Origin of the sequence: Streptomyces sp. BHT-5-2 (assembly GCF_019774615.1) — a bacterium.
In the GTDB taxonomy this organism is placed as follows: domain Bacteria; phylum Actinomycetota; class Actinomycetes; order Streptomycetales; family Streptomycetaceae; genus Streptomyces.
The window spans coordinates 5,789,901-5,802,125 of the sequence record NZ_CP081496.1 but is presented as its reverse complement, the minus strand read 5'-3'; the positions used below and the strand labels follow the sequence as shown (position 1 = coordinate 5,802,125).

The window sequence follows — 12,225 nt, the reverse complement described above, 5'->3', positions numbered from 1 at the left end:
GATACCCGCCGTACCGGACCAGTAACTTAGGTCGGCCTAAGACCCGGTACCCGGGCACCCAACTCCCTTTGAAGAAGAGCCTCTTGATGCCAGTCGCCCCTGCCGGCACCGCCCTCGCAGGCGGCGCCGACGGCCCCCGTGCGCTCCGCCCCCTCCTCGACACCGTCCTCGACGCCCTCACCACCGGCGCCCAGGACCGCTCCGGCCCCCTCCCGCCCGGCGGCCCCGACACCGTCGCCCGCGCCGTCCGCGACGCCTGCCTCCCCCTCCTCCCCGAAGAGGGCATCGGCCCGCACACCGCCCTGCGCACCCTCGTCCACACCCTCGCCGCCGGCGCCGCCGACCCCGCCGACCCGCACTGCGCCGCCCACCTGCACTGCCCCCCACTGGCCCTGGCCACCGCCGCCGACCTCGCCGCCAGCGCCCTCAACCCCTCCATGGACTCCTGGGACCAGGCCCCCGCCGCATCCGAACTCGAAACCCTCACCGCCCGCGCCCTCGCGGCCCTCGTGTACCCCGAGGCCGACGCACCCGACGCCCTCGTCACCACCGGCGGCACCGAGTCCAACCAACTCGCCCTCCTCCTCGCCCGCGAGGCCCACCGCACCACCGAACCCACCGGCTCCACCGGCCCCCTCCGCATCGTCTGCGGCGCCAACGCCCACCACAGCATCCACCGCGCCGCCTGGCTGCTCGGCCTCCCCGAACCCCTCACCCTCCCCACCCCCGACGGCACCCTCGACCCCGCCACCGTCCACACCTGCCTCGCCGAACTCACCGGCCGCAGCGGCTGCACCGGTCGGGTGCTGCTCACCGCAACCGCAGGCACCACCGACGCCGGCGCCATCGACCCCCTCCCGGCCCTCGCCGACCTCGCCGACCACCACGGCGCCCGCCTCCACATCGACGCCTCCTACGGCGGCCCCCTCCTCTTCAGCGCCACCCACCGCGCCACCCTCACCGGCCTCGCCCGCGCCCACACCGTCACCCTCGACCTGCACAAACTCGGCTGGCAACCGGTCGCCGCCGGCCTCCTCGCCGTCCCCGGCGCCGCCACCCTCACCCCCCTCGCCCACCAGGCCGACTACCTCAACCCCGACGACGACACCGAAGCCGGCCTCCCCGACCTCCTCGGCCGCTCCCTGCGCACCACCCGCCGCCCCGACATCCTCAAGATCGCCGTCACCCTCAAGGCCCTCGGCCGCCAGGGCCTCGGCGACCTCGTCGACCGCACCCTCGCCGCCGCCCGCACCCTCGCCGACCTCATCGACGCCCACCCCCGCTACGAACTCCACTCCCGCCCCACCCTCACCACCGTCCTCTTCCGCCCCACCGGAGCCGACGACACCACCCTCGCCACCATCCGCCGCTCCCTCCTCGCCGAAGGCCACGCCGTCCTCGGCCGCGCCACCACACCCACCGGCCTCTGGCTCAAAACCACCCTCCTCAACCCCCACACCCAACCCGGAGACCTCACCACCCTCCTCAAACTCGTGGAAGGCCACACCCCGCGATGAACACCCCGCCACACAACGAGCCCGACACCCCCACCGACACCCCCGGCCCCGAAGAGCCCCTCGACCTCATCGGCATCGGCATCGGCCCCTTCAACCTCTCCCTCGCCGCCCTCGCCCACCCCCTCACCCAACTCCGCACCGCCTTCTACGACCAGCGCCCCGCCTTCCACTGGCACCCCGGCCTCCTCATCGACGGCACCACCCTCCAAGTCCCCTTCCTCGCCGACCTCGTCACCCTCGCCGACCCCGCCAGCCCCTGGACCTTCCTCAACTACCTCAAAACCCGCGAACGCCTCTACCCCTTCTACTTCGCCGAGCGCCTCCACATCCACCGCGCCGAATACGACGCCTACTGCCGCTGGGTCAGCGAAAACCTCCCCACCCTCCACTTCGGCCACCACATCGACGCCGTCCGCTGGAACCACGAACGCCACCTCTTCGAAGTCGACTACACCCAACTCGACGCCGACGGCGAAGCCGAAGCCCTCGGCCGCACCCACGCCCGCAACCTCGTCCTCGGCATCGGCACCGCCCCCCACGTCCCCGTCCCCCTCCGCCCCCTCGCCGAGGCCCCCACCGTCCCCGTCATCCACTCCGCCGACTACCTCGACCACCGCGAACGCCTCCTCGCCGCCGACCACCTCACCGTCATCGGCGCCGGCCAATCAGGCGCCGAGATCTTCCTCGACCAGCTCCGCACCCGCCCCACCGGCCGCGAAAACCTCCACTGGCTCGCCCGCACCCCCGCCTTCGCCCCCATGGAATACAGCAAACTCGGCCTGGAACACTTCACCCCCGACTACACCCGCTACTTCCACGCCCTCCCCGAACGCACCCGCGACGAACTCCTCCCCGCCCAATGGCAGCTCTACAAGGGCATCGACCACGACACCCTCGCCGCCATCCACGACGAGCTCTACCGCCGCACCCTCGACGGCGGCTGGCCCAACGCCGTCCTCACCCCCGGCGTCCAGGTCCGCACCGCCGGCCGCGTCGGCACCACCAAAGTCGAACTCCACCTCGAACACGCCCAACAAGGCAGCCGCTCCCGCCTCACCACCGACGCCGTCGTCCTCGCCACCGGCTACCGCGAACGCCGCCTCGACACCCTCCTCGCCGCCCTCGACCCCTACCTCCGCCGCGACGCCTCCGAACGCCCCCGCATCGACGAACACCACCGCCTCGTCCTCGACCCCGCCATCACCGGCTCCGTCTACGTCCAGAACGCCGAACGCCACACCCACGGCGTGGGCGCCCCCGACCTCGGCCTCGCCGCCTGGCGCAGCGCCACCATCCTCAACTCCCTCACCTCCACCTCCACCTACCCCCTCCCCACCCGCACTTCCTTCACCACCTTCGGCCTCACCCAACAACCCCCGACCCGCCGCACCGGCACCGTCCCCCGCCAGGGCTCGAACCTCGTCCCGCGCCACTGAACGCCACCGCCCCTCCACCCCAACCCGCACGGACCGGGGGAGAGGGGCGGCGCCCGCACCGACACGGCGCGACCCGGGTCACCCGCCCTGGAACACCGGCACCCCCGCCCGCGTCAGCCGCCACCCGGCCGCCGCGAACACCGCCGGATCGATCACCTTCTTCGCCTTCACCCACGCGATGATCGTGTTCCGGATCTCGTCCGAGTTCGACCACACCGACGTCGCCTTCGCCACATGCGGGAAGCCACCACCGCCGTTCGCCCGGTAGTTGTTCACCGCCAGCACGAACTGCGCCTGGTCGTCCAACGGCTTGCCCTGATACCGCAGGTTCGTGATCCGCGAACCCGCCGACTTCGCGATGTCGATGTCATACGTCAGCCCACCGACCACGTCGTAGTTGAAGTCGGGCGTGTTGTTCGCGTTCGTCAGCTTCGCCGGATCCACCGGCGCACCCGGCGCCGTCTGCACGAAATACCGCGCCGAGAACTCCAGATAGTCCCGCAGCTGCGCACCCGTCAACAGCCGCGCATCCAGCGTGTTCTCGTACACATACAGCCCCGCCACATCACGCAGCGACACCTGGCCCGCCGGAATCGCCGCCGACCGCGAGAAACACGCCGCCTGCGACAGCACCGGCAGTGCGGCGTACTTCGTGCCGGCCAGCGCCGACTTCACCGTGTCCACCTGCACGAAATTGATGAAGTCGATGATCGGCGTGTCCTTGTACGGAGCCTCGGCCGCCGACATCGCCGCCTTGCACGTCCCCACCACCTGATTCACGTACTTCACCACCGCCTGATGCTCACCCCGCACCAGTCGCGCGATCTCCGGATCCTCCACCGCCGTATTGGCGTTGCGCACCTCCGCCTTGACCGACACCACCTCCCAGCGGCCCCGGCACCACTCCACCTCGAAATCGAAGACACTCAGCCGCATCCCCCACATCAGCGGCTCGGACAGCACCACGCTCCGGCCGGTCTCCTTGTTCACCACCGTCCGGGACGCCACCTCCTTGTGCGTATGACCCACCAGAATCGCGTCGATACCCGGCACCTGCTCGGCCACCAGCGACGACGCGTTCTCCGGATACGGCAGCGCATCCCCGTACGACGTCGCACCGTCCAGGCCCGAATGATCCGTACAGACCACCACGTCACAGCCGAGCGAGCGCAGCTTCGGCACATACACCTTCGCCTGCTCGACCAGCCCCGAAAACGTCAACTTCCCCTGCACATTGGCCTTGTCCCACACCGCGATACCAGGATTCGTCAGCCCCAGAATCCCCACCCGGACATCCCGGTGACCCGGCACCTTGATCCGCTTCACCACATACGGCGGAAACGCCGGCTTCGACGTCCGCGCATCCAGCGCGTTCGCCGCCAGCAACGGGAAATCACACTGCTCCTGGAACTTCCGCAGCACCGGAATCCCGTAATTGAACTCATGATTGCCGAGCGCCGCCGCGTCATACCGCATCCGGTTCATCGCCAGCGCCATCGGATGCTTCGGACCGTGCGGCGCCGTGATCGGATCGACCCGCGCGTAGTAGTACGACAGCTGAGTGCCCTGAATGATGTCACCCGCGTCGATCAGCAACGTACGATGCCGCCCCGCCTCCTTGCGGGCCTGCTCCACCAGCGTCGAGATCTTCGCCAGCCCGACATCGTTGTGCGCCGCGTCGTCATACTCCTTGTCGGTGAAATAGTCCCAGTTCAACACGTGCCCGTGCACGTCCGTCGTGCCCAGCACCCGGAACGGGACCCGCCCGCCCCGCCCACGCCCCGGCCGGGACTCCTGCGCCTGCGCACCCTGCGGCAGCGCCCCCGTGAGCGCCACCCCCGCACCGGCCGCGGCCGAACGCCCCAGAAACTTCCGGCGGTTGAACGACATATCGACGCCCCCAAGAGGTCAGATGGTCCCCATGCGCCCGGTGGCACGCCGCCCCGGAACAACGCGCGTAGATTGTGGCCCCGACCACCCCTGTCGCAACAGCCCCACAACGTTGCGAACAGGTGACTCCCAGGTGACCAGTTGACCGAAAGACCGGCACCGACTGGCAAGCTGACCCCATGACCGACCCCACCCTCCCCTACGGCACCCCCGAGGCCCCCCGCCTCGCCGTCCGCGGCGAAGCCCACCTCGAAGTCGACCCCGAAATCGCCCGCATCACCGTCACCGTCAGCGCCCGCGGCACCGACCGCACCACCGCCCTCACCGACCTCACCCGCCGCAACGAACACGCCCTCACCCTCATCAAGAGCTACGGCGACGCCGTCGAACAACTCGAAACCGGCAGCTTCACCCTCACCCCCCAACTCACCGACAAAGGCCGCCACGAACGCATCCGCGCCTACCACGGACGCGTCACCCTCACCGCCACCCTCAACGACTTCACCGCCCTCGGCGAACTCACCACCCGCCTCGCCGACCTCGAACTCACCCGCGTCGACGGCCCCTGGTGGGCCCTCCGCCCCGACTCGCCCGCCCACCGCAGCGCCCGCACCCAGGCCGTCCACGAAGCCGTCCAACGCGCCCGCGAATACGCCGAAGCCCTCGGCGCCACCCTCGACGCCGTCCTCGAAATCGCCGACATCGGCGCCGAAGGCCATCCCCAGCAACAGGGCTACGGCTTCGCCGCCCCCGGCGGCGCCCGCAGCGCCGCCCTCGAATCGGCCCCCGCCCTCGACCTCGAACCACGCCGCCAGACCGTCCACGCCAGCGTCAACGCCCGCTTCACCATGACCCGTCCCGCACTGTGAGACCAGCCTGCGCGAAGCCGTAATTCCGCTCATCGGAGCGGCTTCGCGCCCATTCCAAAACTTGTCAACAGGCTTTCACCAAGCGGTCGTTGAGCAGTCACGTCACCACACTTCCCTACCGCCCGGTAAGTCATAGGGTCGAAACATGCGCCGAGCAAAAATCGTCTGCACACTGGGCCCCGCCACCGACTCGTACGAGCAGATCAAAGCCCTCGTCGACGCCGGAATGGACATCGCCCGCTTCAACCTCAGCCACGGCACCTACGCCGACCACGAAGCCCGCTTCGACCGGGTCCGCAAAGCATCCGAGGAATCCCACCGCAGCATCGGAATCCTCGCCGACCTTCAAGGCCCGAAGATCCGCCTGGGCCGATTCCGCGAAGGTCCCGTACTCCTTGAACGCGACGACACCTTCACCATCACCGTGGAAGACGGCATCGAAGGCGACCGCCACCTCTGCGGCACCACCTACTCCGGCCTCGCCGACGACGTCACCCCCGGCGAACGCATCCTCGTCGACGACGGCAAGGTCACCCTCGAAGTGACCGCCGTCGAAGGACCCCGCGTCCACACCAAGGTCATCGAAGGCGGCATGGTCTCCGACCACAAGGGCCTCAACCTCCCCGGCGTCGCCGTCTCCGTCCCCGCCCTCTCCGAAAAGGACCAGGACGACCTCCGCTGGGCCCTGCGCTACGGCGCCGACGTCATCGCCCTCTCCTTCGTCCGCAGCGGCCACGACATCCGGGACGTCCACCGCATCATGCGCGAGGAGAAGCGCTTTCTCCCCGTCATCGCCAAGGTCGAAAAACCCCAGGCCGTCGAGAACATCGACGACATCGTCGCCGCCTTCGACGGCATCATGGTCGCCCGCGGCGACCTCGGCGTCGAAATGCCCCTGGAAACCGTCCCGATCGTCCAGAAGCGCGCCATCAAACTCGCCAAGCGCAACGCCAAACCGGTCATCGTCGCCACCCAGATGCTCGACTCGATGATCGACAACTCCCGCCCCACCAGGGCCGAGGCCAGCGACGTCGCCAACGCCGTCATCGACGGCACCGACGCCGTGATGCTCTCCGGCGAGACCAGCGTCGGCAAATACCCCACCGAGACCGTCCGCACCATGAGCCGCATCGTCGAGGCCGCCGAGGAGGACATCCTCGCCAAGGGCCTGCCACCCCTGACCGAACGCAGCAAGCCCCGCACCCAGGGCGGCGCCGTCGCCCGCGCCGCCGCCGAGATGGGCGACTTCCTCGGCGCCAAGTTCCTCGTCGCCTTCACCCAGTCCGGCGACACCGTCCGCCGCCTCTCCCGCTACCGCTCGCCCATCCCCCTCCTCGCCTTCACCCCCGACCCGGCCACCCGCTCCCAACTCAACCTCACCTGGGGCGTGGAGACCTTCCTCGGCCCCACCGTCAACTCCACCGACGAGATGGTCGCCCAGGTCGACGAGCAGCTCCTGAAGATCGGCCGCTGCAAGAAGGGCGACGTCGTCATCATCACCGCCGGCTCCCCGCCCGGAGTCCCCGGCTCCACCAACCTCGTCCGCGTCCACCACATCGGCGAGGACGAGATCCAGAAGTAGCCCCACCCGCACGCACCCGCTCCAACTCCGCTGGGCCGAGGTAACTGACTGCCGTCCCGTCAGTACTTCGGCCCGATGTGTTGGTCCATGAGCAAGACGGAGGCACGCTTGGCGACGGAGATGTTGTAGGTCTCGCTGCCGCGTCGGGTGGCTTTCCACTCGACGCCGACTCTGTCCAGCGTCTCCGAGCAGAGTCGGCGGATGTCCACGGACTTGTTCGTGAAGAAGTACCGCGGGTATTCGTAGCGCTTGCGCTCGCCGCTGACCATCCGCGTCGTCCAGTTGGTGATCCGGCACCCGTCGGAGTGGACGAGTCCCCGGATGAACTCCCAAGGGTGTGCGTCCACGATCCGCTGCTGCCACCCTTCGAGGACGATCGGCCGCTCGTGCTTCTTGCCCGGGCCGTGCTGAGGGAACATGCACCATAAGTGCTTGGAGTAGACCTTCACGTTGTGGCAGCCCTGCTTGCTGACGCGGCACACCGAGTTGTCGGGGAAAACCGCCCGCATTGCCGTCTCACAGTCGTCCATGAGACCGGGCCAGTTGTCGTCGCAGGTGATCATGAGGCTCGGTACGCGGTGCCCCGAATACTGGATGATGTGCCCGTCGCCGAGGTAGAGGGCCAGCAGGTAGGCGTAGGCCACTTCGTCGAGCTCGCAGCCGTCGCAGCGAGGGCACCGGGGCGCGTGCCGTCCCGGACACTCTCCGCGCTTGGCGCGGTCCATATGTCGCCAGTAGCTGATGGTTCCGAGGGGGATCCCCAAGGCTCGGGCGACGTCGGCGTTCTTCGCCCCCGCGCGGAGCCGGGCGACCGCCCGCTGTCGTACGTCTGTGTCATGAAAACGCATATCGTCACTGTGCGTGACGGAGCGTGCGGAGGGAGTGATTCGCGAGGAAGTTCACGAGAAGGTGAAATTCCGCTTGATCTGTGAGTGCCGGGTGCGGGATTCGAACCCGCAAGCCCTCTCGGGCAGATGTGTTTGAGACATCCGTGTATGCCATTCCACCAACCCGGCCGGCGGCACGAGACACCATACCGTGTAAGTAACGAGCACCGCCCCTAGGTAGGCTGCAATGGCACCACCTGCCTGGAACGAGGAGTCCCCTTGAGCGCCGCCGAGCCCCAGCAGCCTGTCGCCGATGGCGACCAGTCGCACGTACCGCCGCTGACCACGCGCGTCGTGATCGCCGAGGACGAGGCGCTGATCCGCCTCGACCTCAAGGAGATGCTGGAGGAGGAGGGCTACACCGTCGTCGGCGAGGCCGGAGACGGACAGAAAGCCGTGGAACTGGCCCGGGAGCACCGCCCCGATCTGGTCATTCTTGACGTGAAGATGCCGATCCTCGACGGGATCTCGGCGGCCGAGAAGATCGCCGAGGAGAGCATCGCGCCGGTCCTGATGCTGACCGCGTTCTCGCAGCGCGAACTCGTCGAGCGGGCCCGGGACGCGGGCGCCATGGCATACCTCGTGAAGCCGTTCAGCAAGAGCGACGTCGTGCCCGCGATCGAGATGGCGGTGTCGCGGTTCACCGAGCTGCGGGCGCTGGAGCAGGAGGTCGCGGACCTCACCCAGCGGCTGGAGACGCGGAAGCTGGTGGACCGGGCGAAGAGCATTCTGCAGACCCAGTACGGGCTGACGGAGCCGGCCGCGTTCCGGTGGATCCAGAAGACGTCGATGGACCGTCGGCTGTCGATGCACCAGGTGGCCGAGGCGGTCATCGAGGACGCGACGGAGCGTCAGCAGCAGAAGGAGCAGGCGAAGAAGAAGGAGCAGGGGAAGGACCAGTAGGGCTCTGGTCGCTCTGGTCCTGTTCCGGAATTGCCGGAATCGAACGCCGGCGGTGCCTGTGGGCGCCGCCGGCGTTTTCTGTTCTGTGAAGTGCGGACGGCCCCAAGTGCGGACGGCCCCGCCTCCGGAGGTCCGGGTGCGGGGCCGTGGTGCCGGGCGGTGGGGCGCCGGCCGGGTGGCCGGTGTGCGGACGTCAGGCGCGGTACATGTCGGGGTCGACGTCGCGCAGTACGCAGGTCAGGCGGGCGGTGCAGATCCGCTTGTCCTGCTCGTCGGTGATGACGATCTCGTAGGTGGCGGTGGTCCGGCCGCGGTGTACGGGGGTGGCGACGCCGGTGACGAGTCCGGAGCGGATGCCGCGGTGGTGGGTGCAGTTGAGGTCGACGCCGACGGCTGCCTTGGCGGGGCCGCCGTGGAGCATGGCGCCGACGGAGCCGAGGGTCTCGGCCAGTACGGCGGAGGCGCCGCCGTGCAGCAGTCCGTAGGGCTGGGTGTTGCCCTCGACGGGCATGGTGCCGACGACGCGCTCCGGGGCGGCCTCGGTGACCTGGACGCTCATCCGCTCGCCGAGGTGTCCGGCGGAGAAGAGGGCGGGCAGGTCGACGCCGATGCCGGCCCACTGGTCGAGGATCTCCTGCGGGAAGGTGGTCGTGCTCTGCTCACCCATGGGCTGCTCCGTTTCGCTCGCCGTTGGACGCGGCTGTGGATCCGCTGTTGATCGTCGCGGGTCGGTGCCTGTTCCTATCAGGCCGTCGTGCGGGCGTGTGCCGCGGGGTGGTGCCCCGTTGTCGGCGGTCAGTCGTTGTGCGTGGTCTCCAGCCGGATGACCAGGGATTTCGAGGCCGGGGTGTTGCTGGTGTCGGCGGTGTGGTCCAGGGGCACCAGGACGTTGGTCTCGGGGTAGTAGGCGGCGGCGCAGCCGCGGGCGGTGGGGTAGTGGACGACGCGGAAGCCGGGGGCGCGGCGTTCGCTGCCGTCGGTCCATTCGCTGACGAGGTCGGCGTAGTCGCCGTCGGCGAAGCCGAGTCGGTGGGCGTCGTCGGGGTGGACGAGGATGACGCGGCGGCCGTTGGTGATGCCGCGGTAGCGGTCGTCGAGGCCGTAGATGGTGGTGTTGTACTGGTCGTGGGAGCGGAGGGTCTGGAGGAGCAGGCGTCCTTCGGGGGCGGTGGGGTGTTCCACGGGGGCGGCGGTGAAGTTGGCTTTGCCGGTGGTGGTGGGGAAGCTGCGGCTGTCGCGGGGGGCGTGCGGGAGGGTGAAGCCTCCGGGGCGGGCGATTTTGGTGTTGAAGTCTTCGAATCCGGGGATGACGCGGGCGATCCGGTCGCGGATCGTGGCGTAGTCCTTTTCGAACGCGGCCCAGGGGGTGTTGCTGCGGTCGCCGAGGGTGCGGTGGGCGAGGCGGGCGACGATGGCGGGTTCGGAGAGCAGGTGGGGGCTTGCGGGTTCCAGGCGGCCGCGGGAGGCGTGCACCATGCCCATGGAGTCCTCGACGGTGACGAACTGGTCGGCGCTGGTCCCGTCCGGGCGGACTTGGCGGTCGCGTTCGGTGCGGCCGAGGGTCGGCAGGATCAGGGCGCGGGCGCCGGTGACGACGTGGGAGCGGTTGAGTTTGGTGGAGACGTGCACGGTGAGGCGGGCGCGTCGGACGGCGGCTTCGGTGACGTCGGTGTCGGGGGTGGCGGAGACGAAGTTGCCGCCCATGGCGAAGAAGACCTTGGCGTCGCCGTCGCGGAGGGCGCGGATGGCGCGGACGACGTCGTAGCCGTGTTCGCGGGGCGGGGTGAAGCCGAATTCCTTTTCCAGGGCGTCGAGGAAGGCGGGTGCGGGCCGTTCGAAGATGCCCATGGTGCGGTCGCCCTGGACGTTGCTGTGGCCGCGTACGGGGCAGACGCCGGCTCCGGGGCGGCCGATGTTGCCGCGCAGCAGGAGGAAGTTGACGACTTCCTTGATGGTGGGGACGGAGTGCTTGTGTTGGGTGAGGCCCATTGCCCAGCACACGATGGTGCGTTGTGAGGCGAGGACCATGGTGAGGGCGTGTTCGATCTCGTCGCGGGTCAGGCCGGTGGCGCGCAGGGTTTCGTCCCAGTCGTCGTCGGCGCCGGCGAGGGCGGCGAATTCCTCGAAGCCGTGGGTGTGGTCGCGGATGAAGTCGTCGTCGAGGGTGCCGGGGGTGGTTTTGGCCTCTTCGAGGATGCGGCGGTTGAGGGCGCGGAAGAGGGCCTGGTCGCCGCCGAGGCGTACCTGGAGGAAGAGGTCGGTGAGGGCGGTGCCGCCGCCGGCCAGGCCGCGGGGGGTCTGGGGGTTCTTGAAGCGTTCGAGGCCGGCTTCGGGCAGCGGGTTGATCGAGATGATCTTGGCGCCGTTGGTTTTGGCCTTTTCCAGGGCGCTGAGCATCCGGGGGTGGTTGGTGCCGGGGTTCTGGCCGGCGACGATGATCAGGTCGGCTTTGTAGAGGTCTTCCAACAGGACGCTGCCCTTGCCGACGCCGAGGGTTTCGGTGAGGGCCGAGCCGGAGGACTCGTGGCACATGTTGGAGCAGTCGGGGAGGTTGTTGGTGCCGAGTTCGCGGGCGAAGAGCTGGTAGAGGAAGGCGGCCTCGTTGCTCGTCCGGCCGGAGGTGTAGAAGACGGCTTCGTCGGGGGAGGCGAGGGCGGTGAGTTCTTCGGCGACGAGGTCGAAGGCGCGGTCCCAGGTGATGGGTTCGTAGTGGTCGGCGCCTTCGGGGAGGTACATGGGGTGGGTGAGGCGGCCTTGTTGGCCGAGCCAGTAGCCGCTGCGGGTGGCGAGGTCGGTGACGGGGTGGGTGGCGAAGAAGTCGGGGGTGACGCGGCGGAGGGTGGCTTCTTCGGCGACGGCTTTGGCGCCGTTCTCGCAGAATTCGGCGGTGTGCCGTTTGTCGTCCTCGGGCCAGGCGCAGCCGGGGCAGTCGAAGCCGTTCTTCTGGTTGACCCGGAGCAGGGTGAGGGCGGTGCGGCGGACGCCCATCTGTTGCTGGGAGATCTTCAGGGCGTGGGTGATGGCCGGGATGCCGACCGCGGAGTGCTGGGGCGCGCCGACCTCGGGCGCGTCCTGGACGGGGTCCGACGCGGGCGGCTTGGCTGCCATGGCGCTCTCCCTGGGGTCGTGTGCCGGGTCGCG

The 12,225-nt window shown here is 69.3% G+C and carries 9 protein-coding genes and 1 tRNA gene; 5 read left to right on the top strand and 5 right to left on the bottom strand.

Going from position 1 to position 12,225, the window contains the following annotated elements; genetic code table 11:
- Positions 1–86: 86 nt before the first annotated feature.
- Together K2224_RS25700 and K2224_RS25695 are read left to right on the top strand one after the other, a co-directional pair.
- Positions 87–1,517, top strand: a complete 1,431-nt coding sequence (locus K2224_RS25700) for a pyridoxal-dependent decarboxylase (RefSeq protein WP_221908867.1) — start codon at positions 87–89, stop codon at positions 1,515–1,517.
- A complete protein-coding gene (locus tag K2224_RS25695) occupies positions 1,514–2,953 on the top strand; it encodes a lysine N(6)-hydroxylase/L-ornithine N(5)-oxygenase family protein (protein ID WP_221908866.1) in 1,440 nt (479 codons plus the stop codon). The genes K2224_RS25700 and K2224_RS25695 overlap by 4 nt, the downstream gene beginning before the upstream one ends.
- Before the next feature lie 78 nt (positions 2,954–3,031).
- Here K2224_RS25695 and K2224_RS25690 read toward each other — a convergent pair whose 3' ends face one another.
- Positions 3,032–4,843 carry a bifunctional UDP-sugar hydrolase/5'-nucleotidase gene (locus K2224_RS25690; protein ID WP_221908865.1) on the bottom strand — a complete coding sequence of 604 codons (1,812 nt, stop codon included), beginning with the start codon at positions 4,841–4,843 and terminating at the stop codon, positions 3,032–3,034.
- A 179-nt stretch (positions 4,844–5,022) separates the two neighbouring features.
- Here K2224_RS25690 and K2224_RS25685 point away from each other — a divergent pair, with 179 nt between their 5' ends.
- Entirely contained in the window at positions 5,023–5,712 is a 690-nt protein-coding gene (locus K2224_RS25685) for an SIMPL domain-containing protein (RefSeq protein WP_221908864.1), read from the top strand.
- Between the two features lie 145 nt (positions 5,713–5,857).
- Positions 5,858–7,294 carry a pyruvate kinase gene (gene pyk, locus K2224_RS25680; protein ID WP_221908863.1) on the top strand — a complete coding sequence of 479 codons (1,437 nt, stop codon included), beginning with the start codon at positions 5,858–5,860 and terminating at the stop codon, positions 7,292–7,294.
- A gap of 59 nt (positions 7,295–7,353) precedes the next feature.
- Here the strand turns inward: pyk and K2224_RS25675 are convergent, their stop codons facing one another.
- Positions 7,354–8,142 (bottom strand): helix-turn-helix domain-containing protein, encoded by a 789-nt coding sequence (locus tag K2224_RS25675; protein WP_221908862.1) that lies wholly within the window; start codon positions 8,140–8,142, stop codon positions 7,354–7,356.
- Positions 8,143–8,227: 85 nt separating this feature from the next.
- A tRNA-Leu gene (locus K2224_RS25670) sits at positions 8,228–8,310 on the bottom strand.
- 90 nt (positions 8,311–8,400) lie between these two features.
- Here K2224_RS25670 and K2224_RS25665 point away from each other — a divergent pair.
- Entirely contained in the window at positions 8,401–9,084 is a 684-nt protein-coding gene (locus K2224_RS25665; protein ID WP_221908861.1) for an ANTAR domain-containing response regulator, read from the top strand.
- 193 nt (positions 9,085–9,277) lie between these two features.
- Here K2224_RS25665 and K2224_RS25660 read toward each other — a convergent pair whose 3' ends face one another.
- Both K2224_RS25660 and K2224_RS25655 read right to left on the bottom strand, forming a co-directional pair.
- Positions 9,278–9,751 (bottom strand): PaaI family thioesterase, encoded by a 474-nt coding sequence (locus K2224_RS25660; RefSeq protein ID WP_221908860.1) that lies wholly within the window; start codon positions 9,749–9,751, stop codon positions 9,278–9,280.
- Positions 9,752–9,879: 128 nt separating this feature from the next.
- A complete protein-coding gene (locus tag K2224_RS25655) occupies positions 9,880–12,192 on the bottom strand; it encodes an FdhF/YdeP family oxidoreductase (protein ID WP_221908859.1) in 2,313 nt (770 codons plus the stop codon).
- Positions 12,193–12,225 lie beyond the last annotated feature (33 nt).